The following is a 26,055-nucleotide window of genomic DNA, read 5'->3' on the forward strand; positions in this document are numbered from 1 at the left end:
TATACACAGCCATTTAGTTCGATCTTGAATATTGTACTCAACTTTTTTTGGCCACCTAACTCTGAGCACTCCATAGTCCTGCTTGCACAAACGCCGCCATCGTGCCGCCCTATTACTTATCTATGCAGAGCAATATCCCCCATTTTGGCTAGATTATTTATCTGAATAATACAATCGGTGTGACAGCACGGCCAAATCAGAGAGCTGCAAGAGTGGCTCCACTCATCACTATGGAAATCATTATGGAAAAAGTGGCACTGGTAACAGGCGCCTCCCGTGGTATTGGGTCGGCAATTGCCTCTCGACTGGCAGAGGACGGGTTCACCGTTATGGTCAACTTTGTGAGCAATGTTGCAGCTGCGGAGAATTTGGTAAAGAAAATTGAAGCCAAAGGTGGTAAGGCGGTTACCGCCCAGGCTGATGTTAGCGATCAACAAGCAGTTTTACGCCTGTTCAACTCGGCAGAAGCCGCCTTTGGCGGCATCCATACCGTAATCAATAACGCGGGCATAGCCAAGCTGGCCCCATTGGCGGAGAGTGAAGAAGCTGACTTTGACCTCCAGGTTGCCGTAAATCTAAAAGGAGTCTTCAATGTTATGCGCGAAGCCGCTAAACGACTTCGCCAGGGTGGCCGCATCATCAACCTGTCTTCAAGTATCGTCGGTCTATGCCTGCCAAATTACAGCGTATATGCGGCGACCAAGGCAGCCGTAGAAGTTATGACCCGGGTAGTCTCCAAGGAAATGCGGGGACGGGATATCACTGTGAATGCCGTTGCCCCTGGGGCCACCGTTACAGAGCTATTTCTGTCTGGAAAGACGGAAGAAATGCTGGACAATTTTGCCAAGATGTCGCCACTTGAGCGACTGGGCACCCCTGAAGATATTGCGAATACCGTTGCTTTTTTAGCCAGTGAGCAAGGAGGCTGGATCAATGGACAAGTGATACGTGCCAACGGTGGCGTTGTCTGAGGGTCTTTAAAGCTCATCCTGTAAAAGCTTTAGGGGCTTCCCGGCTTTTACAATAGGCACTGGTGAGGCGTCTTCAGTGCCTATAAATGAGGAATCAAGTCACAGCTGATATGATTTGGCCGGCCTCAATCCACACCGCAGATATCCAAGATTTTGCGCATTAGATCATTGTTCCGATTACTTAACATACGCGATACGGTATAGTGATTTTTATCTTTTAACAGTAGATATTCGTATGGGCTATTCGCTTCCTGCAGTTTCCCAGCGTATCTTTTTGATTGATCGATGAATTCTTCTGTCTCATCTTCACCTACAGCAACAATCGCTTTTGGGAGACACTGAATATTACCAAAGATTGGGCTCAAGCTAGCAACATCATCTTCTGACAAATGCAGAGATTCATTTAAGAAAGATAGCCTCATTTTAGTCAGGTCATAAAGGCCGCTCAGCATAATGGCGCCGTTAATTGATTGTCGAATCTCAGGTGCCCATTCAAACGTCAAAATCTTAGCGACTAGAAACGCTCCAACAGAGTGGCCGCAAATAACTATATTATTGGGATTGCCATTCCAGCGATCGATATTCTCATATATCCATAAGAATGCCTTTATATTCTGCTCAATAATATCTTTAACACTGACCGCAGGCGCCAAATCATAGTTGACCAAAGCCACCGCGCATCCCGCCTCGACAAAAGGCTTCGCAATATAACTGTATTGTTTTTTGTCCAGCGCTCTAAAATATCCACCGTGAATAAAAACAAATACCGGTGCATCCCGGTGCTGGGCGGGAAATATATCTAATTTTTCACCTGGACTATTGCCGTAGCTAACATCTATCGATCTATCCAGGGTCTTCCTAGCAATATAGCTTTGCAATTCATTAACGAGTATATGGACTCTGCCAAGAGGGTGTCGCTTACGCAGATTAAACTGATCATCGTATTCTTTCATTTAAAGTACATCTTAATCCTGAAGCGTTTGAGGACTAACCACTTAACGCCGTGCCTATTGTTGGGTAGGGTCAAATCCTTCGAACAGCTACCATCTCAAATAGAAAAACAAGTTTCAATCACTATCTCTTGAGAGAGATATAGGGTCTGTATTTCTACGTATAGCGCCGATCTAAAAACGTTGCTCCAGTCGGCCAAGGTATTGCTAACTTAAGGCCCCCCTGAAGAAGCCAGCCCCTGCAAACGCTCTCGAATAATGTCCGCCAATCGCTGCACACCGGGGCCGGTATCGTCCCGATTGGGGAAAATCAGGTACATAGGAACCTCTCTTTTGCTCCCCCCTTGCAGCGATAGTGGCTTTAAGCTTCCCTCGGACAGCTCCCTGAGGATTTTGTCTTCCGGTAACCATGAAAAACCGTAGCCTTTGCAAGCCGCTTCGATCAAGGAAGACATACTGCTTAGTGTCCAGCGCTTGGCCACTTCAACCGTGAGAGTTTTACTGCCACTCTGGGGGTTGCTATCCCGAACCACCAAGTGCCGGTGATTGCGGAGATCATTCATTGCCAGCGGGCGATCCAGGCTATGCAGGGGATGGCTCGGGTGGGCCACTGGGACTAGGCGAGCGGGGGCCGGTAGTAGCTCACCATTATAGCCCAGGGGGATTCTGGGGCTGATTGCAAAATCAACCTGCCCTTCATTTAAAGCCTCTAAAGTTCCACTGATGACCATTTCATGAACATCAACACGAGTCTGGGGACTCTCCTCGCCAAAAAGAGCCAGGCAATCCAGCAGCAGCCACATTGGAAAAAGCACTTCTACTGAAATTGCAATCTGGGACTCCCACCCAGCAGATACCCGGCTGGCGGCCTGCTCTAGTGCGGAGGCATCTTCCAGCAACTGCTTTGCGTGGCGGTAGAGCATCTCTCCTGCTACCGTCAGAACTGCCTTTCGCCCACGAATGGTGAAAACCGCTACCGCCAATAGGGACTCTAATTTCTGTACCGAATAGCTGACAGAAGACTGGCTCTTGTGCAGAAGCTCAGCCGCTTGGGCATACCCTCCTCCTTCAACCACTGCTATTAGACAGCGCCACTGTTCTAGCGTGATCTTTGGGTTTGAGAGTTGTGATGACTGTTGATCCATAATCGAATTTTTCGATAGATATAAGCAATTCATTCTAATTTTCAATCAGCTTAATGAATGTTTCAATAACTTTATACGAAGTTAGTTGTGAGGAAGTCATCGTGGCAAAGGTACTCTACATCCAGTCCAGTCTCTTTCAAGAGAACGGCCAGTCATCCCAGCTTGCAGACAGTTTTATCGCAAGCTGGAAGGCCAAGAATCCAGAAGATGAGATTATCTATCGCGATTTGGTGGCTGAACCAGTACCGCATCTCAGCCTGGAGCACTTTCAGGCTCACAATACATCTATCGAGAATCGCTCAGAAAAACAGCAGGAGATTGCTGAACTTTCAGATCAGCTGATTGAAGAGATCTTTTCGGCAGACCTGCTTGTATTGGGCGTCCCCATGTATAACTTCAATATTCCCTCTAATTTACATTCCTACTTTGATTATATTGCGCGTGCTGGGGTGACATTCCGATATACCGAGAGTGGCCCCGTAGGCCTGCTAAAAGATAAGAGGGCCGTTGCCTTTATTTCACGGGCTGGTGTCTACGGCGATGAGCACTCTCAGAGCAACTACCTCCGGCAGTTTCTGGAGTTTATTGGTATTACCGATGTCGAGCTTGTCTATGCGGAGGGCTTGGCGAAAGGAGAGGAGGTAAAAGAAAAGGCTCTGGCTGCGGCGAGAAAACGCATTGCTGAGCTTGTGTGAAGCGTGGCTTGGGGGGACAGCTCCTCCCCCTTCTACTGCATCCAATCTTACTCCGCTCTCTTCCCGCTTCAGCTCCTTTATCCAGTGTCAATTCCACCAGAGAGTCACTTATTGTCGATGACGGCTTCCATCGCGAATTACCATATGATTCATCATTTTTCACGCTTGAGTGTGAACCAAGACTGGAACGTATGACGGTACATCCAGAGCATGTAGGGGGTTGACACGTGAAGGCAAAATCGGGGTCGGGTGTGGCAGCGCAATCGCCAGCTTATATGGTTTGGATACGAGAAACGCAGTGTGTCTGACTGAAGGATTTCAATGTCGTCCATATCTCCCCAAAGTCCGATTTCTACTGTCTTGGCACTATCCAGCACAGTGGTTGGAGACAGAAAATAAATCACGGCGCTTTCATCAAGGGAAGAGAAATCATGAAGGATCACAAGATAATGCTCGCCGAAGCTATATTGGGCCCGCAGACTCGTGGCAGGCACTGGGAAAACAGCCCCGTTGGCAAGGTTGCGCAATTGAGATGGTTTATCAAATTGCGCTTCTAGAGAAAATTGGTTCGTCGGGATCAAAGTGGAGGTTGACAATGACCTACTCCGCTGCAGACTGCCTGTTTTGCGATGCTGACGTCTTTATCATTGTAAGATGTTTTTTCGGCCTAATCTGCCATTGTTGGCTGAACGTGTTAGTTGCTGTGTTTTCATGCCATAGTAACGAACTCAAAGAATGATTTCAGCAGACTTTACTCAATCAACTTCTATCTTCATACCCAGCATACGCCTGAGAACTGTGTCTTTATCAAAAAAGTGGTGTTTGATTGCAGCCGAGATATGAATAGCAATAAGCGCAACGAATAAATATGATGTTATTTTATGCGTCAGCCATGCAATATCCCCCAGATTTTTGAGCTCAGGCTCTGCACCTGTAATAAAAAGATATCCAAAGACCTTAATATCGTGGCCACCAGCGTATGAAGACAGAATGCCGCTGACAGGCATGACAATGGACGCAATGATCAACAGGCCCTGAACTGATCGCATCAGGTAAAACTGCCAGGCAGGTTGAGGTTTTAAGTATTCCAGCCACCCGTTGGCCCATCGCCAGATCAAACGAATCAAGGCCAAGAACAGGAGGATCACACCAAAAGACTTATGCACCTGTATCAGTTTGAACGTCTCCGGGCCATCCGGCAGGCTTGCGATGTAGTAGCCAAAACTCAGCATCCCGATGATATAAATTGCAATGAACCAGTGTAATAACAGTGTCCAAGGAGAGAGCTTGTTTCTTGTATCCATTGTCATCCTTTCAAACGGGCTATTCTTATTAACCACACTCTTTTTAGTATGGCTTGGAGGGGGTGTCAAAACACGATTCAAGCGTTCAAATAGAAAAACGGCAGCTATAACAATGCGCCTAATAGATTCTTGGGGGGCGCTCATCAGCGACTTAACCCGCGCTATACGCCAAAATGCGTTTGCAGCAGAAGCTTATCTGAATTTTCAATTGCCCCCGCCTTGAGCCGGCCGATAATCACTCAGAAAGCAGCAGGAAATTGCTGAATTTTCAAATCGGCTGATTGAGGAAATCTTTTTGCCGGACCTGCCTGTATTGCGTGTGCTGGGGTGACATTCCGATATACCGAGAGTGGCTCTGTGGCCCGCTAAAGAACAAGAGGGCCGTTGCCCTTATTGCACGGAGTGGTGTCTACGGCGATAAGCATTCTCAAAGTAATTATCTCCGGCAGTTCCTGGCGATTATTGTCGAGTTTGTCTATGCGGAGGGCCTAGCGAAGGGAAAAGCTGTGGCGAGAAAACGCATAACTGAGCTTATATGAAACCTAGCTTGGGGGAGCAATTTCTCCCCCCTTCTACCTCAAGTAGAGCATATGGGCCCTTGGGTTTTACAGACCGCTACAGTATCAAAGTTGAATTGAATAAGGCGATCTCAATGTTTCACCAGCCTGACTCTGACCCTTCAGACCAAGACCAAGACTCTTCAGACGAAGACCAAGGTGATCTGGTCAACTCTACTGAATCTCTTTCTTTTTCAATAGTGCCAGCTATCACCTTGCCCTCCGCCTTCATTTTGGTGTAACTAGATAACTCTTCTAGCGCACCCACCCCAGTATTAGCGCCTTCGTGCCCTACAGTACCGGATATAACTTGGCTGCCCTCTTCTATTTTGCAAAGCTCCAAGTTGTCTATGAAATCCCACAGAGGGGATTTTCTAAGCTTTAAAGATTTTTCACTGGCATCAGGTTTGTAACCACGAGGAGTAAACTGTTCCTCCTTATAAGTAATATGGAGGAAGTGCTTATCTGACAGACTGGTAAAAAGCTCTGAACGCTCATTATCCCCACTATAAATTCCATACCAGACCTTCCCTTTAATACTATGTTTTTGAAGTATGTCTCCCGATTCCCCCCATCCCCCAAGCCAATCAAATAGATAATTCTTAAACTGGGAATCATCTAAGAGGTCGAGATTTTTGTAGCCACGTGGCTGAGCGACGTCTATACAAAAGGAAGCAGCTCCTGCCTTTAATACATGGTTCGACGCCAGTTCCACATAGAGATCTACCGAGACCGAATGCAACTCCCCCCAATCAAGAACCTTCTCACTATTCCAGCTACCCATATTATCCCTTTCGGTTTTCCGCCTGGACGCTCCAAAATATGATAGGCGCCAGCTACCCAAATCGTAATAATGCTGCGGCGCACGATTAAATAGTATCCAATAAATGTCATCAACCTGCTCGATAATAGGACGACTTAAGTCCAGCCCGTCTACCGTATCCTGGTGATCTATATTTTCTTCCCACGAACTGACCGTCTTTCTCTCTATCGTACCGGTTATAACTTGGCTGTGTTCCTCAATTTTAGACAGCGTCAAGTTTTCCATAAAGTCCCAAAGGGGGGATTTAGCAAGCTTTTGAGACTTTTTAGTATGACAATTAACCGACCCATCTATATTGAACTGACTATCTTTGTAGGTGATATGAAGGAAATGCCTGGCTGACAAACAGGTATAAAGGTTAATGGTTCCACAATCGTCACGTCCAACCTTGTACCAGGTCCTTCCATTGATATTGAAACCATGACTTTCATCACCTTTTGAGTGGGGAATGAGCATGTCAAGTATAAAATGCCTGAATGGGTGAGAGTCAGAAAGACAGTGAACGTTAACAATTCCTGGATCTCGTAACTGAATCACTTGTATATCAAGGAAAATGCTACCAACAGCAAAAGCGCCATCCCTCCCAAACTCGACGCTGCATTGAGCCATAATCGGATGAAAATCAAACCATATGTATGCATATTCATCCTCCCGACCATAAAACTTCGGATAACTTTTATCATCTTGAATAGGCGTAGTATAGGGGGCATAACTAATACCCTCTTGAGCCTGTAGATTCCTCTTCCCCGAAAATGAGAGATGCCAGTCACCCAAATCGTAGTGGTGCATGGGTGCTCTATCAAATGGTGGCCAATAGAGATCATCAACCTGCAATATAATTGGACGATTTAAATCTAGTGAACCCAAGCTAGCCACGCCCTTTGGCCACTCACTTTCAGTCCTGACCGCCTTTTTGTGTGTGGTGTTGGTTTCTACTTGCAAATCTTTATCGGTACTAGAGAGTTCCAAATATCGCATAAAGTCCCACAAGGGCTGCCTACTTACTCGTAAAGCGCTCTCACTGGGCATATGGTGTGGCGGCCAGAATTGGTTAACTATATATGCAACATGGAGAAGATGCTTATCTGACAAGGGCGTGTATAGGTTAGAACAGTAATTTAAGCCTCGATTTCCATCAACAATTTCATACCACTTCCTTTTTTTGAATTCATGCTCTTGAAATTCATCCAAACAGCCCGTGCTAAATCCATCCAAACAGCCCGTGCTAACGCAACCCTTATGCCCCATATTCAGTAGCAAGTCTCGGTTATCACTATGCTGCTTGAAAATAAAAGATTTTAACTGGTTATGATCTGAAATATCGGATACCCCAGATTTTTCCGGTTCTCGTATCTGGATAACTCGGAGATCCAAGGCAATGGTCCCTACTGTCCAAGCATCATCCCAGTCTTCTCCCAAGCTGCAAATCGCCGCCAGGGGATGGAGATTAAACCAAATATAGGGGCTCTCATCATTCCACTGAGGCTCCTCACCATTGAGCTTTGAATAACTTTTTTCACTGTGAATAGGCGTAGAATATAAGGCATATTGAGAATCCTCACCAGGTTGCGCCCTTGATTCCCCATGAAATGATAGATGCCAGCCACCTAAATCGTACTGGTGCTTCTGGGAATATTCAAATGGACAGTAATATATATCAAATATTTGTTCGATAATTGGGTATCTTAAGTCTAGAGAATTCACATCAGGCATAGTCAGCTCCAGCCAATTTTAAATTTATTTAGCCCTGCTCACACAAGTGCGATTACTATAACTATATTCATATGGGGTTGCGTTAGGCTTTATTAATCAGCAGTGCCCTTTTAAAGAAAAGTCACTGAATAACTTATATCGCCATCCACTTGAGCAAGTTAACGGTCACCAAGCCCTCACCCTAGGGTATCGACTCTATTACAGGGGAATCTTTCTTCAGCTTGAAAAGCTCCAGGTTATGCATAAAATCCCACAAGGGAGATTTGCTAATTTGTAAAGCTTTTTTACTGGGAACATGGTGAGGCGGCCAGAACTGGCTTGGCTCGTAGGCAATATGCAAAAGGTGCTTATCTGATAGGTGAGTATATAGATTAAAATGCCAATTTAGATTTCGACATCCATCAACAATTTCATACCAGCTCACTCCCTTGATCTTATATTCTTGAATCTCATCCAAGCTCCATGCGGTAAAGGAATCCTGATACCCCTTTTTCAGCAATGCATCGCGACTATCATTATGCTTTTTGAAGACAAACTGTTTCAATTGATTATGATCGGAAACATTGAAAAGCCTAGATTGAGATGATTCCTCCACCTGAATTACTCGAAGATCAAAGGAAGCAGCCCCAACAATTAAGGAATCTGCCAACCCTAATTTGGCACTACAGATCATTGACAGCGGGCATAGGCGAAACGAAATGTAAGAAAACTCCCTCCCCCACAGGGGTTTCATTTGATCACGCTTTGAATAACTACAGTCCTGATCGATAGGAATAACATCTGACACATATTTTCTGTTATCAAAATTTTTTTGCCGCCTCTCGCCAAAAAATGAGAGGCTCCAATCACCCAGGTAATATTGAAATTGTGATGCCTTACAAAATGGAAGCCAATACATATCATCTATTTGCTCGATGATGGGGTGATCTAAGTCTAGTGAGTTTATATTGGCCATAATTATCTCTCGCCGCTATTGGAGTTGTCGTGATGATCTCGACTGCATGGCAGCACTTGCCTGTAGAACTGAGTCTCTTAATGATTTGCCTCTGGCTTACAAAGCGGTCACAATCAAGGCGCGGCTTCGCAGGAATGTCTAGACCTCTCAAGAAGTTGCAACGCAGAGTGTGAATCGCTCTGTGAGCCCGAAGGGCCCACAGCTGCTGCATTGCAGCTCTTGCAAAGGACTAGGGCCATTCGCGGTGAACTGCGCCTAATATCTGTAGCCTTCAAAACTCGCAGAGGTATTACGGAGTTGTTCAGAGGCTCCTTAACTAAAATAGGTTAAAGCACCTATTTAAAAGCTGATTACCACCCCTCGCCGCTCCAGGCGTTCCAGGCACATTCATCTTCCTCTGAACTATCACTTTCTCGCCTCAAGGTACCGGTGATCACTTCGCTTCCCTCCTCCATTTTAGAAAGCTCTAAATTATCCATAAAATCCCATAAAGGGGACTTGCTGACCTGTAGGGCTTTTTTACTGGGGGTGTGGTCTGGAGGCCAGAACCCGCTGGGCTTGTATGCAATACGCAGGAGATGCTTGTCAGACAAGGGGGTGTATAGGTTAAAGCACCAGTTTAAGGCTCGACTTCCATCAATAAGCTCATACCAAATTCTGCCTTTAATTTTATACTCTTGAATTTCATCAGGAGTCCAAGCGCTAAAACGGTCCTTATCTCCGCTCGCTAACCACTCGTCTGATAAATCCTTGTGCTTTTTAAAGATAAACTGCTTTAACTGATTGCCGTCAGAGACGTCAAAGATTTCAAATTTAGCCGGCTCCTGTATTTGGATCACCCTTACTGCAAAGACCGCACTCCCGACAACCCAGGTCTCATCTGGCCCCACATCCACACGACAACCAGTGCGAATAGGTTTAAAATCAAACCAGATATAGGCGCTTTCACTATCCCAGCGCGGCATTTGGCCACAGAATCTAGGATAACTATTTTCATTATCAATAGGCGTGATATATGGAGCATAGTCTCTACCATTGCCCCAAGGCGTCGGTGCCTCTAGCTCACCAGTCAATGACAGGTGCCAGAGGCCCAGGTCGTAGTGATGCACTGGTGCCATATTAAAAGGCAACCAATCCATATCCTCAAGCTGCTCAATAAGGGGGCGATTTGTATCTACTGAATCTATATGAGCCATAACTACCTCCCCGCCCACTCATCAAAGCTGATTACCACCCCTCGCTGCCCCAGGCGCCCCAGCCACATTCATCTTCCTCTGAACTATCATTTTCTCGCCTCAAGGTACCGGTGATCACTTCGCTTCCCTCCTCCATTTTAGAAAGCTCTAAATTATCCAAAAAATCCCATAAAGGGGACTTGCTGACCTGTAGGGCTTTTTTACTGGGGGTGTGGTATAGAGGCCAGAACTCTCTGGGCTCATATTCAATATGCAGGAGATGCTTATCGGACAACTGGGTATATAGATTAAAGCACCAGCCTACACCATGATTTCCATCAATAAGTTCATACCAGCACCTTCCCTTAATCTTATACTCCTGGATTTCGTCGGGGTTCCAGGCGCTAAATTGATCTTTATATCCCAACTCTAGAAAGCGATCCGAAACATCTTTGTGCTTTTCAAAGATAAACTGCTTTAACTGGTTGCTGTCAGCGAGATCAAAAACTCCAGATTTGCTTGGTTCCCGAACCTGAACCACTATTATCTTAAAGAATGCACACCCGACAATCCAGGTCTCATCCGGCCCCACTTCGGCTCTACAACCAGCTATAATGGGGTGAAAATCAAGCCAGATATAGGGGCTTTCACTATCCCAAAGCGGTTCACCACCATAGAACCTTGGATAACTATCCTCATTGTCAATAGGCGTGACATATGAGGCATAGTCACTACCATTGTCCCAAGGCATTAGTGCCTCTAGTTCACCAGTCAATGACAGGTGCCAGAGGCCTAGGTCGTAGTGATGCACTGGCGCCATATTAAAAGGCAACCAGTACATATCCTCAAGCTGCTCGATAAGGGGGCGGCTTGTATCCACTGAATCTATATGAGCCATAACTACCTCCCCGCCCACTCATCAAAGCTGATTACCACCCCTCGCTGCCCCAGGCGCCCCAGCCACACTCATCTTCCTCTGAACTATCATTTTCTCGCCTCAAGGTACCGGTGATCACTTCGCTTCCCTCCTCCATTTTAGAAAGCTCTAAATTATCCAAAAAATCCCATAAAGGGGACTTGCTGACCTGTAGGGCCTTTTCACTAGGGGTGTGGTATAGAGGCCAGAACTCGCTGGGCTCATATGCAATATGCAGGAGATGCTTATCGGACAAGGGGGTATATAGATTAAAGCACCAGCCTACACCATGATTTCCATCAATAAGTTCATACCAGCACCTTCCCTTAATCTTATACTCCTGGATTTCGTCGGGGTTCCAGGCGCTAAAGCGATCTTTATATCCCAACTCTAGAAGGCGATCCGAAACATCTTTGTGCTTTTTAAAGATAAACTGCTTTAACTGGTTGCTGTCAGCGAGATCAAAAACTCCAGATTTGCTTGGTTCCCGAACCTGAACCACTCTTATCTTAAAGAATGCACACCCGACAATCCAGGTCTCATCCGGCCCCACTTCGGCTCTACAACTAGCTATAATGGGGTGAAAATCAAGCCAGATATAGGGGCTTTCACTATCCCAAAGCGGTTCACCACCATAGAACCTTGGATAACTATTCTCATTGTCAATAGGCGTGACATATGAGGCATAGTCACTACCATTGTCCCAGGGCATTAGTGCCTCTAGTTCACCAGTCAATGACAGGTGCCAGAGGCCTAGGTCGTAGTGATGCACTGGCGCCATATTAAAAGGCAACCAGTACATATCCTCAAGCTGCTCGATAAGGGGGCGATTTGTATCTACTGAATCTATATGAGCCATAATTACCCCTTCGCCTCCGAACTCCATCCATCATCGAAACCTTGAAGCTCATCTGCAATATACTTTGCAGCGTCTATATTTAGTAACGACCTAAAAAATATTGAAGAAGATAATATCATAAATGGTGGAGAACCCACCGGCTTAAACCTTTCTCTAAAGATAACCCTACGTGACTTATCTCACAAAAAAACAGCTCTATTAAATAATATTTAAATCCCCACCTTTTGTTGGGGTCAGCGTCTCATAACTTAAAATGTATTTCTGGGGGTTTAATATCCGACCTCACACCTTCGCCCCAAAGAAGTCTTCCTCAACAACCCACCAACCAACCAAGATAAAATTGAATGGACAAAGGGGGGGTGGAACAACCCCATCAATTTATACGGGAATTTGCAAAAATATATACTGGAAATAAATACACCCTTAAGAACTCCAGTTTACCAATCACTCAAAGCAGATAAACATATAGCAATAAGCCCCGGAATAACCATTCAACACTGGAGTCCTTGGCACCACCTCAAAGGTACCAATTTACACAGCCTTCATATCAGGTACCTGTGTTCCACTCTGTTTTTCTTGACAGTAAAACCCAGCCCCACTTGACTGAAAGCAAAGAGGTTAGCCGTATAGTCTCAGGCAGCCCTCGATTAAAAGAGCTTGCGACTAGTGGATATCCAAAAAGTAAAAAGCCAGGCCGGTGTGCCCGGCCTGGCTTTATTTACTGCTCTACTGAGGAAGAAGGTATTAAAGCGCTTCAGCTGTCTCCGTTTGCGCGCTTTTTACCGAGGGCCCACCGCCTTCAACAAGCTCCGCATCCTGCTTGTGCACCTTCTTAGCAAACAATCGCTGTACCACTACAAAGAACAGCGGGATAAAGAAAATCCCCAACAGAGTGCCGACGACCATACCGCCTAACACACCAGTACCAATAGCGCGCTGGGCACCGGAACCAGCACCGGTTGCTATGGCCAAAGGCAACACCCCCAGACCGAAAGCGAGGGATGTCATCAGGATGGGGCGCAGCCTATCGCGCACAGCGCGCATTGTGGCTTGCACCAGCTCCATGCCTTCTTCAAGATTCTGCTTGGCGAACTCCACAATCAAAATGGCATTTTTACTGGTTAGCCCCACCGTTGTCAGCATCGCCACCTGGAAATAAATATCGCGCTCCATCCCTCGCAAACTATTGGCCAGTACCGCACCGAGAATACCCAAAGGTGCCATTAACAGTACCGCTGTCGGCACTGTCCAGCTTTCATACAACGCGGCCAGACATAAGAACACGATTAAAAGAGACAGGGTGTATAGCAAGGGCGTTTGGGCTCCGGCTGAGCGCTCCTGGTAAGAGAGGCCGCTCCACTCCATACCAACACCGGCAGGCAACTGGGCCACCAAGCGCTCCACCTCTTCCATTGCCTCGCCAGAGCTGACTCCCGGTGCAGCCTGCCCGTTAACCTGCATGGAGGGAACTCCGTTGTAGCGCTCCAGGCGGGGGGAGCCGTACTCCCATGCGAAGCTGGCAAAGGAGGACAACGGCACCATATCGCCCTTATCATTGCGCACCGACCACCGCTGAAAGTCCTCTGGAACCATCCGGTAAGGAGCGTCGGCCTGCATGTATACCCGCTTTACCCGGCCGCGATCGATAAAGTCATCAATATAGGAACCACCCCACGCCGTGCTCAGGGTGCTGTTGATATCGTCAATAGACAGACCGAGGGCTGCGGCCTTTGCGTTGTCAATTTTTACGCGAAATTGCGGGGTGTCCTCCTGGCCGTTGGGGCGAACATTGAGCAAAAGTTCACTCTGCCCCGCCATCCCCAAGAACTGATTTCTGGCTGCGGTTAGGGCTTCATGGCCCAAGTTGCCATTGTCTTGAAGGTAGAAGTTAAAACCACCAGATGAGCCCAGTTCAGGCAGTGGTGGCGGCGCAAAGGCGAAAGCCATGGCATCTTTAATTTGCATCAAGGCACCCATTGCCCGCATGGCAACGGATCCGGCACTCTGGGATTCCTCTTCCCGCTGAGACCAGTCTTCCAGGTTTACAAAAGCAATACCGGTATTCTGTCCGCTACCGGCAAAGCTGAAGCCCTGCACGGCAAATACCGACTTTACCGTGCCCTGTTCATTGTTCAGGAATTGATCCTCCACTTTGCGGATGGATTCCATAGTGCGCTCTTGGGTTGCTCCCACGGGGGCTTGCACCATGGAGAACAGCACACCCTGATCTTCGTCCGGCAGGAAAGAGCTCGGCAGGCGCAGAAACAGGAAGGCCATCACGGCGGAAAGTGCGATAAACAACAGCATAAAGCGGCCACTGCGGCTCAAAATTCCCTGCACACTACCCTGGTAGCGCTGACTGCCCCGCTCAAAGCTTCGGTTGAACCAACCAAAGAAGCCTTTCTCCGCGTGGTTCTCTCCTTTGGCAATGGGCTTTAGCAGTGTCGCACAGAGCGCCGGTGTCAGGATAATGGCCACCAGTACCGATAGCGCCATGGCCGCAACAATGGTTACGGAAAACTGACGGTAGATCACACCGGTGGCACCGTCCATAAATGCCATAGGCACAAACACAGCCGATAACACTACACCAATCCCGATTAGGGCCGCTGTAATCTGATGCATGGATTTTTGAGTGGCCTCTCTCGGCGACAGCCCCTCTTCCCGCATCACGCGCTCAACGTTTTCCACTACCACAATGGCATCATCGACAAGGAGGCCGATCGCCAGCACCATGGCAAACATCGTGAGCATATTGATGGAGAACCCCAGTGAGGCGAGCACGGTAAAAGTGCCCATCAGCACTACCGGTACGGCAATAGTCGGTATCAAAGTGGCGCGGAAGTTCTGAAGGAACAGGTACATCACCAGGAATACCAGGACAATCGCTTCGACCAAGGTGGTGATAACACCTTTAATCGAAACCTCGACAAAGGGGGTCGTATCGAATGGCACTACCGAAGTCAGGCCCCGGGGAAAGTAGGTCTCCAATTCTTTCAGCTTGGCCTTCACTCCCTCAGCCGTCTCCAGGGCATTGGCCCCGGTCGCTAAGTTAATCGCGATACCTGTAGCGGGTTGGCGGTTGTAGCGGGAGATAAACTCGTAGTTCTCCGCCCCCAGTTCAACGCGGGCAATATCGCCGAGGCGTAAAAGGGAGCCGTCATCATTGGCGCGGACGACAATATCCCTAAACTGCTCTGGGGTTTGCAGGCGCCCCTGGGAGGTAATCGATGCATTCAACTGCTGCCCTGGAATCGCCGGTGCGGCACCGAGGCTTCCCACCGTCACCTGGGCATTTTGGGCCTGCACTACAGCGGCCACATCGCCCGGGGTAAGAGCGTAGGTGGTGAGTTTGTTGGGGTCGAGCCAAATCCGCATCGCGTACTTGGAGCCGAACACCTGTACGTTGCCCACGCCGGGCACCCGACTGATGGGGTCCACAATGGCCGAGTTGATATAATCGGCAATATCATTGCGGTTCATGCTGCCGTCTTCAGAAACAAAGCCGGCAACCATCAGGAAACCACCCCGGGACTTACTGACACTGACCCCCTGTAGCTGAACCTCCTGGGGTAACAGTGGCATCGCCAGCTGCACTTTGTTTTGCACTTGAACCTGGGCTGTATCCGGGTCAGTACCGTTCTCGAAAGTCAGGGAGATGGAAACACCACCGTTGGACTGGCTGGTGGCGGACATATAAAGAAGGCCGTCGAGGCCTTTCATATTGCGCTCAAGAATTTGGGTCACCGAATCCTCAACCACCTTGGCCGAGGCGCCCGGATAATTGGCCTCAATATTGACCGAGGGCGGGGCAATATTGGGATAGCGCTCCACTGCCAGGTCACCGATGGACAGTACACCTGCCAGCATCGTGATAATTGCCAGAACCCAGGCAAAGATGGGCCGATTGATAAAAAAGCTCGCCATAACCCCTACCCTCAGGAACCCTGTTCAGCGGGCTCTGCGCCAGCTTGTTGATCGCTTTCAGCCGCTGGCGGTTGCTCGTCTGCACGCTCACTGGCCTGCACCGGGGCCCCCGGGCGAATTTTTTGCAAACCGGCAATCACTACCCGGTCTCCGGCTTCAAGCCCCTCTTCCACCAGCCAGCGGTTGCCCACTGTGCGGCTGACTCGTACGGAACGCTGGGCAACGATACTCTCTGCGTTAACCACCATGGCAGAAGTATTGCCCTTGGGGTCCCGCGCGATCCCCTGCTGGGGCACCAAAATGGCATTTTCACGGACGCCGCTGCCGACAATGGCGCGCGCATACATACCCGGTAACAGCATGGTATCCGGGTTGGGCACAACTACTCGCAGCAGCACACTGCCAGTGGAGGGGTCTACACTAGCTTCGGCAAACTCCAGCTTGCCCGGGTGCTCATATTCACTGCCATCCTCCAGCAGAATGGTCACCGGCAGGTGAGTCGCATCTGCCAGGGTGCCGGCCTGGAGAGCGCGGCGCAGGCTGACAAGCTCTGCTGCCGACTGGGTGACCTCGATATAGATAGGATCGAGCTGCTGCACAGTCGCCAAAGTCCCGGCCTGATTGGCCGTTACCAAGGCGCCCTGAGTGACTGTGGATTTACCGATACGACCGCTAATCGGAGAGGTGACCTGGGCGTACTCCAATTGGATTTCCGCTCGCTGCAACGCCGCCCGAGCGCTGGCTACGGAGGCTCGGGCCTCCTGTAGATCCGCTTCCGCAGCATCGTTTTCCTGTTTGCTGACCGCGCCGTTATTCACCAGGTTGGCGGTGCGCTCGGCCTTTAACCGCGCGATATTCATAGCCGCTTTGGCACCTTGCAGGCTCGCTTTGGCACTATCGACATCAGCGCGGTAAAGGGCGTCATCCAGCTGATAAAGCGGCTGGTTTGCACCAACTTGACCGCCTTCACGGAACAATTGGCGTTTGATGATGCCGCTAACTTGCGGGCGCACTTCGGCTACCTTAAACGGCGCGGTGCGCCCGGGCAGCTCTCTGGTCAGGGTGACTGATTCAGGCTGAAGTGTGACCACCGTCACTTGGGGAGCCATGCCCGGTGGCGCCGAGGCCTCCTCACTACATCCCGCCAGCAATGCGGCAGCAACCAAAAAACTGGTGAGGACTCGGGCTTTTAACATGACTACCTCGAAAATGACTACACAGGCAAAAGACTGGCAGGTGATGGAATTTTTAAGTGACAGGAAAATCTAAATAAAGAGGCGTGGCATTTTATGGGCTCGCAGGAGGCGGGATCAACTGTTCATAATCGTGCAATTTTCATCTAACATGCACTTTCACCCTGTATATTCAAGGATTTGCACATAAACTCCCTTTGCCAGCTTGCGGTTAGACGCTGCAAAAATGAGCCAGAGCGAAACTAATAATTGATTAAAGAAGCTGCTGTTCCCCTATGACCAAACGCAGAAATGAGCAAATTTCAACCACTCGTGAGCGTATATTGAACGCTGCACTCAGTGTGTTTCATGAATATGGCGTGTGCCGCCCATCCCTTTCTGAAGTCGCAAAACTGGCCGGGGTCAGTGACGGGGCTGTGACCGACCACTTTCGCAGCAAAACCGGTTTGCTCCTAGCACTGACAGAACGCATGGTGCTACCCGGTGAGCAGCTTTGCAATAATGCCGGTGATCAACTCAACATCAATCCACTTGGGACATTGCGGACGCGCTGGGTGTGGCTGTTCCAAGAGATTGCCTGCAACCCGGAGTGGCAGCAGGTACTAGAAATTATCTTCCACCCCTGTGAAGAACAAATTACAGAGAGTAGTGAAATTCACCGGCGCATGAAGCAGGGGCGCACTCGAGGGCTCGAGCGGATGAGCCAATTGATCGCCCTCGCGGTCACCGAGCAACAGCTGCCTGAGGACCTGGATGTAGATCTCGCCCTGCAGATGTTACACGGGGGCCTGTTCGGGGTGATTGAAACCTGGCTGTTATCCTCAAGAATTGAGGATATCGGTGAATTGGGCGAGCGCTATATCGACGCTCTAATTGATATGATCCGCTTCTCCCCCACTATGCGCCGGGGGCGAGAACATATACGAGTCCTTCACTAGCCGGACTCGCCGCTTTTGGGATCGCAACCCATTTCCCGACAAAACATCTCCCAGGGGGACCAGGGCAAGTCGCAACTCTGCCACTTGTTCTGGACCGCCGGGCCGCTCTCCCCCTCCAGCTTCAACGCTTGCTTCACCGAGTCCTGAGAACTGAGAGACTGTATCCGCGCCCTCACCCACTGGCCGGCCTCTTGCGCGGCACCCATAGCAAGCCCCCAGTGATTGGGCCAGATACAGAGAAAGTTACTGATATCAAAACTGTGTAAATGGTATGGGCACGGGTAGCTCAGTTGAACCAGAGCCTCACCATTCGGCCCCGGCGCATCTGTTTTCCAGCCTGCGTAAACACTCCAGTGGCAACTGGCAGCCCAGTCCTCAAAACCGGTCATGCAGTTTGCCAACCGCGCCAATGTGTCGCGAATAAGACCTCTCTCTACCGGCGGGGGCACCCTCATATCAATGACACCGGGGCGAAATCTGGGCTGTTGCGGGTTTAAGGTGAGTATCCAAAGCCCCTCCCCCGTTTCCAGCGGGTGATAGGCCACAACCAGGTCCATCAGGAATGCCGAAACTGGAGGCACACTGGTCCCCTTTGCCAGCAACATATGCAGGGGGCGAACAATTTGAGCATCCTGCACAATTTGATTGGGCACCCCCAGCCCCCCCAGTATTGCGGCATTACCCGCCCCACAAGCTGAAAGCACTAGCTTGGGCTTTATCCGGTGAGAGGTGTCTCCGATATCCGCAGAGACCTCAATGATCTCCCCCTCCTCTTTATTGATTCTGCGAACATATCCCTTCGCGATCTGCTCATTTACCGGGGCACTAAAACGCCGATAGGCTTCAGCACCATCAAACATAAGGTCATCGTCAAACCGAAAGCACTGATGGGATGGCAGGCTAGTTGTAATCAGCGGAGCGGGTATTGGCACCTCCTCAACAGAAATGCCCGCCGCAGCCCAATTGGGTTGTACAACGTCCAAAAACTCCCTGGGAAGCGCGGCGTAGAAGTCCGTCACACGACTATTAACACCATCACTCTCCAATTGTGCGCGCCAAGATTGTGCTGCCTGCCGGTAAGCCTTTGCCGCACTTGGGTGTGCGGCATTCCAACCGGACGAAAAGTAACCATGGAAATGTAATGACTCGGCGTCGTCCAACCCCTGGTCTATCGCGACCACAGAAAACTCTGTCGATAGCTCGCGCAACAGTGAGACCGACTGAATGCCACCACCCAGCACCAGAATGTCTACCTCTACCGCTTTAGTCATAGCCTGCCCCGGAGCAAAAATTGAATTATCACCACTTAAGCAAAGGCTGCCATCCTGTCAACTTCTCAGGCTCCGGTTCACTTTGAAGTTCAGCTCAGGCACGAAATTGGGCAACTCATTTGCGGCACGGTTGAGCTACACCCCACAACCAGATGATGCTCGAACTCACGGAGATCAGGCACAGAGATAACCCCCTCTCGTGCAAGTCCAAAGGCGGCAACTATCCTGACACAGGGGGTGGGTTACAAATCACTTTAACAAATAAAAAATACTTACATATCAATGAGTTGCGAGATATACATAATGTAATTTATTAGATAAGTAGTAACTTCAGTCTGTTGCGGTGGAAGATGTATGCAGATCAATACTGGGCGTAGCTGCCGCTCCACTTAATAGAGCACCCTATACTTGCCTGTTGTTTTCTCGGACCCTGCCCGGTCTCTGCAATCTCCCTCATTGCGTTGACGAGTTCCCTGGTACGCCCAATAGGGCTGCCCATATCTGCATCATCAATTCGACCGCGATATTGAAGCTCGCCGTTTTTGTTGAGTCCAAAGAAATCCGGTGTGCAGACCGCCTTGTACCCCCGCCCTACAGACTGATCCTCATCGACCAAATAGGGGAAAGTAAATCCATGATCACGGGCAAATTTCACCATATAAGGAGGACTATCGATCTTATAGTCTCTATAGTCATTCGACATAACAGCCAAAACATTAATGCCTTCCCGTTGCAAATCCCGAGCATCCTCTGCAAGACGGTCAGCTATCGCTTGAACGTAAGGACAGTGATTGCAAATAAATGCGATCAAGAGCCCTTTATCGCCCAGGTGATCTGACATCCGATAGCGCTTGCCGCCAGGATCTTTCAAAGTGAAGTCGGGCGCCTTCCAACCGAAATCGCACAGTGGGGTGTCAAGTAACATTACCAAGTCCTCTCTTCAATTTAGGCATCGACCTCAAGTACAGCTTTGGCAAAGGGGCCGTAAATCTTCGCAACGCCTTTCGCCATATCGTCCAGGTAAACAGAGAAGTCACCGGTTTTGAGCGCTTTCAAAATACCATCAAGCGGGACTCACCCATGCCTGCTGCATCAGCCATATCTGTCTTGATTGGTCCGGCAATAACACTGATGACTTGAGCCCCCTGCTCGGACTAAGGTTTGACTGCGCCCAGAAAGTTTCCCCCGTAGGCCTGTGTGAAGGCTCTATAAGACCCGCCCATACCGGCACTCGATCACAGCCCCTTGTGACCTCAAAAGCTACAAAAGTCACAAAATGGTTCTGACCATCAGGTCAAAATGCTCGCATTTAACGTTTTTTTACCTTCAAGGTGACACAACTACAGTGATGGCCATGCATAGTAAAGTTGTAAAAACCAGAAAAAACCCCTAAGAAACAGACCAGGAAGAAAAGATATTTTGCTAAATCCCAGCAATAAGGGAAAGGTTCATCTCTGATTAGATGTATTTCATGCCCTTTGGAGCTTTCAGCCTTTATACTTGTCCTAAGCTATAAGTCGCCAAGCCATAAGGGCTCGGTGCCTATGAAGTAGGACGTATAAAGAGACTCCCTATGCTTACCAATCGGATCGCCGCTTACTTTTCCGGCTTATTGGTCATTGGCCTTCTTTCCACAAGTGCTCTGGCAGAACCAGAGCGACTGGCCCCCGAAGAGGGTCAGGGTAGTACCGCACAGGAAATAGTCAGCAAGTTGGAAATGCTGCACTACAACAAAATTAAAATCGGCGATGAAATGTCCGAGGACTTATGGAGCGAGTATATCGATGCACTCGACCCCACCAAAAGTTACTTCCTCGCCTCTGACATCAACGAATTCCGCGAGTGGCAGGCGACGATGGATGATCAGCTTCGCGCTGGTGACGTCACCGCAGGATTCAGTATCTACAACCGCTTCCGCCTGCGGATGGGGGATCGCCTCGACAGTATTCTGTCCCAACTGGAGAAAGGCCTTCCCGCGTTTGACTTCTCTCGGGATGAGACCCTAGAGCTGGACCGGGAAGAGAGTCAGTGGCCCACCTCTATCAGTGCTGCCGATGAGCTATGGCGCAAGCGCCTAAAGAGCAGCATCCTCAATCTTCGCCTTACCGGCAAAACTGATGAGGAAATCCAAGATCTGCTCGTGCGCCGCTACAAAGGCCAGAAGAAGCGTCTTGAACAGCAAAAGAGTGACGATGTGTTCGAACTCTATATGAACTCATTGACTCGCCTCTACGATCCACACAGTAACTACCTGTCACCGCGCTCATTGGAAAACTTTAATATGAGCATGTCCCTCTCGCTGGAGGGGATCGGTGCAGTGCTGCAAGCGGATGAGGAGTACACCAAAGTTGCACGCTTGGTCCATGGCGGCCCTGCCGATCGCACTGGCAAGATCAAACCCAACGACAAAATTGTAGGTGTTGGCCAGGATAAGGAAGGCGAAATGGTCGACGTTGTAGGCTGGCGCCTGGATGACGTCGTAGACCTGATTCGCGGCAAGGCGGGCACCTATGTGCGCCTCGAAACCATTCCCACAGGCGGTGACGGCACCCACAAGACCATCCTGATCAAACGCAGTAAAGTGAAGCTGGAAGATCAGGCGGCGAAGAAAGCGGTATTTGAATTCTCCGACGGTAGCAAGAGCTACAAGATCGGGGTAATTAACTTGCCGACCTTCTATATCGATTTCGATGCCTACCGCCGTCGCGACCCCAACTACAAAAGCACCACCCGGGACGTAGCTCGCCTGCTGAGTGAGCTGAAAGAGGAAAATGTCGATGGCATTATCCTGGATCTGCGCAACAATGGTGGCGGTTCGCTGCAAGAAGCCACAATGCTTACCGATCTGTTTATCGATCAGGGTCCGGTAGTACAGATTCGCCACGCTAACGAGCAAATTTCTCGCCACAATCGCTCGCGCTCCCGCGCCATGTACCGTGGGCCGCTGATGGTGCTGATCAACCGCCTATCGGCCTCTGCGTCTGAGATCTTTGCCGGCGCAATCCAGGATTACAATCGTGGCCTGGTGGTAGGCAACCAGTCTTTCGGTAAGGGTACCGTGCAAACGATGGCACCACTGAAGGAAGGTCAGCTGAAAATCACCCAATCCAAGTTCTACCGGGTTTCCGGTGACAGCACCCAGCACGCAGGGGTGAAGCCGGATATCGATATGCCACAGCTGATCGATGCCGAGAACGTAGGTGAGAGCGCCTACGATACCGCCCTACCCTGGGATCGTATCCACGCAGTACCTCACGCGAAGTACTTCAACCTGAAATTGCTGATTCCAAGCTTGATCAACAAGCATGCCAAGCGCACAGAAGTAGACCCGGATTTCGTCTTCCTGCGCGACCAGTTCAAGTTTGATTCCGAGCGGGCAGACAAAAAATTTGTCTCCCTAAATGAATCAACTCGCGAGCAAGAGCGTAAATCTGTTAATCAGCGTCTGCTGGATATGGAAAATCGTCGCCGCAAGGCTAAAGGTCTGGAAGTTTACGAAAACTTTGAGGCATACGAGGAGAGCGAATCTGAGGAAGTCGCCAGCGTTGGTGGCCCTGTAGAAATCAAGTTGGAAAAAGATCCTATTTTGAATGAAGCGGGCTATATAATGGCGGACTTTATCGGCCTGGCCACTAAGGCCAGCAAGGCCCCGCCCCAAGTTGCCAATTTCTAAATATTGATAGGTACTGGGTGCGCGGCATGCACCCAGTCCGCGAACTAATTTTTAGGCCGGGCTAGCCCGGCCTTTTTATCTTTTTGGTATTATCAACCTTTCACTAAAGCACCGATTGTATCTACTGTTTTGGGGTCACCTTAATACTCTCCAAAACTTTTTAGCTCTTATAAAAACTTACTAAAATCAACATCATGCTTTTCTCCAAGCTCTGAAAAAATCTTCTTCTCTACAGCGCTTATTTTATTAAACCTAAGCCAAATTGCGTCACTTTTCTTTAATTTTGCTGGAACACCAGCAAAAACTGAAAAAGGCACTATATCTTTAGTTAAAACTGAGCTGGTCCCAACAACCCCACCATCCGCAATTGATGAATTCTTTAAGATTGTAACATTCCTCCCAATCCACGAATGTATCCCAACACTAACCTCCCCCCAAGCGTCATGATCATTTATATTTTGTCCAGTTTTGATATCAAACAAAGGGTGCTGATCTCTCATTTGAAAATTTATCCCGTCTGAAAAGAGACAATCTTTCTTTATAGATAAAGAGAACAAACCTCCATGTATGGCTATATTTCCGGATGTTGTACCTTGTCCAACAATAATGTTGCAGCTTTTATTCAATTTAAGACTTAATTTGACAGCTGGCGTGCACAACACTATGTTGTGCGGCTCTCCATTAACCAGCAAATCACAAGAACTCGCCACATTTGAACAGATTATTATTCTACAAGGGAGCCGGTGAGTATTGGTAGGGTTGGTAACCTTGATTTTTCTTAATGATTCAACTTTGAAATTTGGATTTGTTGTGTACACATCAATGTCAGAACTGTTAGATTGAGTTGTAAACCTTACATATCTCGATACAACAGCATCATCGATCTTCCTTATGCTAGAAACATGCTTGGTATTAAAAAAGAAATCATTAATATCTGAATTAAAAAGCTCACCAATCAAGTCGCTTAAACTCATATACATATCCATATTTGGTGTTTGTCATCTGCCATCAACGTAAAATACTTCTTACGTTTTGCCGTCAAGCCTAGCTTTTCATTAGCTTGCGGACTCGATAGCGCCCAATTTTAAAAGCTTCAAGGCGTTGGTCCTTTTTAGGATTTCCCTCTCCACCCTCAACTACTTGTTTTCACACCGGAATCAATCCAATTCAGCGCGCTCACCTGCACCCAACCTTACTCCACTCCCCCCCTTTATCCAACGTCGCAAGCTGTTGACAATGGCCCTACAGCCTCAAATATCCTTGTCAGAGACAAGTGCTACAGCACCTTTCTTGAACTCCAGCTTGTCCCCGGTATTTTTCAAGATAGTTGTCATACTTCACCTCACTTGGTAGTTTTACCATCTTGGCGAGATATCCGGGAGTATTTGGCCACAAGACAGCGTTCAGGCTCAGGAAAGTGTTTGTCGGATCGCGCAACTGCAAAGAATACTTAGAAATCAAAGTATCGAGCAAATTATGGCATACTTATACCTTACTGAAGAAGTCAATTTCGCCCTCTTGGCTACCTGAAAACAACATGACAGCAACCGGCAGTAGCGACACTAAACAGCAAATAAAAACATAACACTGACTTTAAATGAGTCTAGTGAACACGACCATACAGGACCGATCAGAAGCAATGAAAGTAGTTTCCTTTAACGTCAACAGTATCCGCACCCGTCTGCACCAGATGCAGGCCTTGGTGGACAGCCACCAACCCGACATTATCGGCTTACAGGAAACCAAGGTTACCGACGAGGATTTCCCAGTAGATGCGATTAAAGATCTGGGCTATGAGCTGATTTATTTTGGCCAAAAAACACACTACGGTGTTGCCCTGCTCTCACGCCTGCCATTTATTGACCGTGAATACGGCTTTCCCGGTGAGCCCAGCGATGCCCAGCGCCGCATGGTTGCTGGCAAGTTTGATATCGGCGGCCCCGAACCCCTCACGGTTATCAACGGCTATTTCCCCCAGGGTGAAAGTCGTGAGCACCCGGTGAAGTTCCCCGCCAAGCAGAAGTACTACGCCGATCTGGATAGCTATCTGCAAACCACCTGCAAACCGGAAGCCCCGGTACTGGTGATCGGCGATATGAATATCTCCCCCAGCGACCAGGATATCGGTATTGGCGAACCCAATCGCAAGCGCTGGTTGCGCGACGGCAAATGCAGCTTTCTCCCAGAAGAGCGCGAATGGCTGCAAAAAATTGAAAGCTGGGGGCTCACCGACACCTTCCGCGCACAAAACCCGGAAACAGATGACGTATTCAGCTGGTTTGACTACCGCAGCCGTGGATTTGATCGCGAGCCCAGACGCGGCCTGCGCATCGACCTGATCCTCGCCACCAACCCGCTATTGGAAAAGTGCGTAGCCACCGGTGTGGATTATGATATCCGCGCTATGGAGCGACCCTCTGACCATGCCCCGGTTTGGGCCGAATTTAAGCTCTAAACAGGCGTTAAAGCCCACTACTCCAGTGGGCTTTTTTAGGGATGTGAATATATGGTTTTCCATATATAATTGCGGGCGAAAGTGGATGCTCGGCCTAACTCGGGCAGGGAGTTGTCCACGGTGGATAGACGTAGAAGAGCGGTATGAACCCAGTACAGTTTTACAAATGCCTAGCCGATGATACGCGCCTGCGCACCTTGCTGCTTATCGCTCATGAGGAGGAGCTCTGCGTGTGTGAATTAACGACAGCCCTCGAGTTAAGCCAACCCAAGATTTCCCGGCACCTTGCGCTGCTAAGGAGTTCTGATCTACTTCAGGATCGCCGCCAGGGGCAGTGGGTATTTTACCGAATTAACCCAGACCTGAGTGCCTGGGCAAAATCTGTACTGTTCGACACCTTGCAGGCCAACCAGCATTTTATTACCGAAGATCTTAACAACCTGATTCAAATGGGAGACCGGCCTGAGCGCACAAGTCTGTGCTGCTGAGATTTACCGCCGATCACAGATTCAATTTAACTCAACATATATGATTT

The 26,055-nt window shown here is 49.0% G+C and carries 20 protein-coding genes; 6 read left to right on the forward strand and 14 right to left on the reverse strand.

Annotated elements, in window-relative coordinates; all coding sequences use genetic code 11:
- Nucleotides 1-242 precede the first annotated feature (242 nt).
- Nucleotides 243-971: an SDR family oxidoreductase gene (locus ACJJIF_RS04540; protein ID WP_444931058.1), complete on the forward strand. Its 729-nt coding sequence runs from the start codon at nucleotides 243-245 to the stop codon at nucleotides 969-971.
- Between the two features lie 125 nt (nucleotides 972-1,096).
- Here ACJJIF_RS04540 and ACJJIF_RS04545 read toward each other — a convergent pair whose 3' ends face one another.
- A complete protein-coding gene (locus ACJJIF_RS04545; protein WP_444931059.1) occupies nucleotides 1,097-1,924 on the reverse strand; it encodes an alpha/beta hydrolase in 828 nt (275 codons plus the stop codon).
- 209 nt (nucleotides 1,925-2,133) lie between these two features.
- Complete coding sequence (locus ACJJIF_RS04550) at nucleotides 2,134-3,066, reverse strand: LysR family transcriptional regulator (protein ID WP_444931060.1); 933 nt, start codon at nucleotides 3,064-3,066, stop codon at nucleotides 2,134-2,136.
- Between the two features lie 101 nt (nucleotides 3,067-3,167).
- Between ACJJIF_RS04550 and ACJJIF_RS04555 the strand changes: the two genes are divergently transcribed.
- Nucleotides 3,168-3,761 carry an FMN-dependent NADH-azoreductase gene (locus tag ACJJIF_RS04555; RefSeq protein WP_444931061.1) on the forward strand — a complete coding sequence of 198 codons (594 nt, stop codon included), beginning with the start codon at nucleotides 3,168-3,170 and terminating at the stop codon, nucleotides 3,759-3,761.
- A 152-nt stretch (nucleotides 3,762-3,913) separates the two neighbouring features.
- Here ACJJIF_RS04555 and ACJJIF_RS04560 read toward each other — a convergent pair whose 3' ends face one another.
- From ACJJIF_RS04560 to ACJJIF_RS04600, 9 genes are all read right to left on the reverse strand, one after another.
- Entirely contained in the window at nucleotides 3,914-4,357 is a 444-nt protein-coding gene (locus ACJJIF_RS04560) for a hypothetical protein (protein ID WP_444931062.1), read from the reverse strand.
- Nucleotides 4,358-4,516: 159 nt separating this feature from the next.
- Complete coding sequence (locus tag ACJJIF_RS04565) at nucleotides 4,517-5,065, reverse strand: cytochrome b (protein WP_444931063.1); 549 nt, start codon at nucleotides 5,063-5,065, stop codon at nucleotides 4,517-4,519.
- Between the two features lie 657 nt (nucleotides 5,066-5,722).
- Nucleotides 5,723-8,158 carry a hypothetical protein gene (locus ACJJIF_RS04570; protein WP_444931064.1) on the reverse strand — a complete coding sequence of 812 codons (2,436 nt, stop codon included), beginning with the start codon at nucleotides 8,156-8,158 and terminating at the stop codon, nucleotides 5,723-5,725.
- A gap of 181 nt (nucleotides 8,159-8,339) precedes the next feature.
- Nucleotides 8,340-9,113 (reverse strand): hypothetical protein, encoded by a 774-nt coding sequence (locus ACJJIF_RS04575; protein ID WP_444931065.1) that lies wholly within the window; start codon nucleotides 9,111-9,113, stop codon nucleotides 8,340-8,342.
- Between the two features lie 350 nt (nucleotides 9,114-9,463).
- A complete protein-coding gene (locus tag ACJJIF_RS04580) occupies nucleotides 9,464-10,309 on the reverse strand; it encodes a hypothetical protein (RefSeq protein ID WP_444931066.1) in 846 nt (281 codons plus the stop codon).
- A 31-nt stretch (nucleotides 10,310-10,340) separates the two neighbouring features.
- Nucleotides 10,341-11,186, reverse strand: a complete 846-nt coding sequence (locus ACJJIF_RS04585) for a hypothetical protein (RefSeq protein WP_444931067.1) — start codon at nucleotides 11,184-11,186, stop codon at nucleotides 10,341-10,343.
- Nucleotides 11,187-11,217: 31 nt separating this feature from the next.
- The gene (locus ACJJIF_RS04590) at nucleotides 11,218-12,063 is read right to left on the reverse strand and encodes a hypothetical protein (RefSeq protein WP_444931068.1); all 846 of its coding nucleotides are present in this window, start codon (nucleotides 12,061-12,063) and stop codon (nucleotides 11,218-11,220) included.
- Nucleotides 12,064-12,807: 744 nt separating this feature from the next.
- Nucleotides 12,808-15,990: an efflux RND transporter permease subunit gene (locus ACJJIF_RS04595; protein ID WP_444931069.1), complete on the reverse strand. Its 3,183-nt coding sequence runs from the start codon at nucleotides 15,988-15,990 to the stop codon at nucleotides 12,808-12,810.
- 11 nt (nucleotides 15,991-16,001) lie between these two features.
- A complete protein-coding gene (locus ACJJIF_RS04600) occupies nucleotides 16,002-17,186 on the reverse strand; it encodes an efflux RND transporter periplasmic adaptor subunit (protein WP_444931070.1) in 1,185 nt (394 codons plus the stop codon).
- Nucleotides 17,187-17,458: 272 nt separating this feature from the next.
- Here ACJJIF_RS04600 and ACJJIF_RS04605 point away from each other — a divergent pair, with 272 nt between their 5' ends.
- Nucleotides 17,459-18,121 carry a TetR family transcriptional regulator gene (locus tag ACJJIF_RS04605; protein ID WP_444931071.1) on the forward strand — a complete coding sequence of 221 codons (663 nt, stop codon included), beginning with the start codon at nucleotides 17,459-17,461 and terminating at the stop codon, nucleotides 18,119-18,121.
- Here ACJJIF_RS04605 and ACJJIF_RS04610 read toward each other — a convergent pair.
- Nucleotides 18,118-19,392 (reverse strand): hypothetical protein, encoded by a 1,275-nt coding sequence (locus tag ACJJIF_RS04610; protein ID WP_444931072.1) that lies wholly within the window; start codon nucleotides 19,390-19,392, stop codon nucleotides 18,118-18,120. The genes ACJJIF_RS04605 and ACJJIF_RS04610 overlap by 4 nt on opposite strands.
- Nucleotides 19,393-19,753: 361 nt before the next feature.
- Nucleotides 19,754-20,317, reverse strand: coding sequence for a thioredoxin family protein (locus ACJJIF_RS04615; RefSeq protein WP_444931073.1), 564 nt, complete (start codon nucleotides 20,315-20,317; stop codon nucleotides 19,754-19,756).
- A gap of 648 nt (nucleotides 20,318-20,965) precedes the next feature.
- On the opposite strand from ACJJIF_RS04615, the gene ACJJIF_RS04620 reads away from it, so the two are divergent.
- Nucleotides 20,966-23,065, forward strand: a complete 2,100-nt coding sequence (locus ACJJIF_RS04620) for a carboxy terminal-processing peptidase (protein ID WP_444931074.1) — start codon at nucleotides 20,966-20,968, stop codon at nucleotides 23,063-23,065.
- A gap of 167 nt (nucleotides 23,066-23,232) precedes the next feature.
- Here ACJJIF_RS04620 and ACJJIF_RS04625 read toward each other — a convergent pair whose 3' ends face one another.
- On the reverse strand, nucleotides 23,233-24,039 hold the full coding sequence (locus ACJJIF_RS04625) for an LbetaH domain-containing protein (protein ID WP_444931075.1): 807 nt from the start codon (nucleotides 24,037-24,039) through the stop codon (nucleotides 23,233-23,235).
- Between the two features lie 665 nt (nucleotides 24,040-24,704).
- Here ACJJIF_RS04625 and xthA point away from each other — a divergent pair.
- Both xthA and ACJJIF_RS04635 read left to right on the forward strand, forming a co-directional pair.
- On the forward strand, nucleotides 24,705-25,520 hold the full coding sequence (gene xthA / locus ACJJIF_RS04630) for an exodeoxyribonuclease III (protein ID WP_444931076.1): 816 nt from the start codon (nucleotides 24,705-24,707) through the stop codon (nucleotides 25,518-25,520).
- A 143-nt stretch (nucleotides 25,521-25,663) separates the two neighbouring features.
- Nucleotides 25,664-26,008: a metalloregulator ArsR/SmtB family transcription factor gene (locus ACJJIF_RS04635; RefSeq protein WP_444931077.1), complete on the forward strand. Its 345-nt coding sequence runs from the start codon at nucleotides 25,664-25,666 to the stop codon at nucleotides 26,006-26,008.
- Nucleotides 26,009-26,055 lie beyond the last annotated feature (47 nt).

It is taken from the genome of Microbulbifer regidiadema (SeqCode) (assembly GCF_052467605.1).

Bases quoted from the DNA above. Each gene is read 5' to 3' on its own strand.
- ACJJIF_RS04540 (WP_444931058.1), top strand. From the start codon at position 243: ATGGAAAAAGTGGCACTGGTAACAGGCGCCTCCCGTGGTATTGGGTCG.
- ACJJIF_RS04620 (WP_444931074.1), top strand. From the start codon at position 20,966: ATGCTTACCAATCGGATCGCCGCTTACTTTTCCGGCTTATTGGTCATT.
- ACJJIF_RS04595 (WP_444931069.1), bottom strand. From the start codon at position 15,990: ATGGCGAGCTTTTTTATCAATCGGCCCATCTTTGCCTGGGTTCTGGCA.
- ACJJIF_RS04570 (WP_444931064.1), bottom strand. From the start codon at position 8,158: ATGCCTGATGTGAATTCTCTAGACTTAAGATACCCAATTATCGAACAA.
- ACJJIF_RS04565 (WP_444931063.1), bottom strand. From the start codon at position 5,065: ATGGATACAAGAAACAAGCTCTCTCCTTGGACACTGTTATTACACTGG.
- ACJJIF_RS04625 (WP_444931075.1), bottom strand. From the start codon at position 24,039: ATGAGTTTAAGCGACTTGATTGGTGAGCTTTTTAATTCAGATATTAAT.
- ACJJIF_RS04580 (WP_444931066.1), bottom strand. From the start codon at position 10,309: ATGGCTCATATAGATTCAGTAGATACAAATCGCCCCCTTATTGAGCAG.
- ACJJIF_RS04590 (WP_444931068.1), bottom strand. From the start codon at position 12,063: ATGGCTCATATAGATTCAGTAGATACAAATCGCCCCCTTATCGAGCAG.
- ACJJIF_RS04635 (WP_444931077.1), top strand. From the start codon at position 25,664: ATGAACCCAGTACAGTTTTACAAATGCCTAGCCGATGATACGCGCCTG.
- ACJJIF_RS04545 (WP_444931059.1), bottom strand. From the start codon at position 1,924: ATGAAAGAATACGATGATCAGTTTAATCTGCGTAAGCGACACCCTCTT.
- ACJJIF_RS04600 (WP_444931070.1), bottom strand. From the start codon at position 17,186: ATGTTAAAAGCCCGAGTCCTCACCAGTTTTTTGGTTGCTGCCGCATTG.
- ACJJIF_RS04605 (WP_444931071.1), top strand. From the start codon at position 17,459: ATGACCAAACGCAGAAATGAGCAAATTTCAACCACTCGTGAGCGTATA.
- ACJJIF_RS04585 (WP_444931067.1), bottom strand. From the start codon at position 11,186: ATGGCTCATATAGATTCAGTGGATACAAGCCGCCCCCTTATCGAGCAG.
- ACJJIF_RS04550 (WP_444931060.1), bottom strand. From the start codon at position 3,066: ATGGATCAACAGTCATCACAACTCTCAAACCCAAAGATCACGCTAGAA.
- ACJJIF_RS04575 (WP_444931065.1), bottom strand. From the start codon at position 9,113: ATGGCCAATATAAACTCACTAGACTTAGATCACCCCATCATCGAGCAA.
- ACJJIF_RS04610 (WP_444931072.1), bottom strand. From the start codon at position 19,392: ATGACTAAAGCGGTAGAGGTAGACATTCTGGTGCTGGGTGGTGGCATT.
- ACJJIF_RS04615 (WP_444931073.1), bottom strand. From the start codon at position 20,317: ATGTTACTTGACACCCCACTGTGCGATTTCGGTTGGAAGGCGCCCGAC.
- xthA (WP_444931076.1), top strand. From the start codon at position 24,705: ATGAAAGTAGTTTCCTTTAACGTCAACAGTATCCGCACCCGTCTGCAC.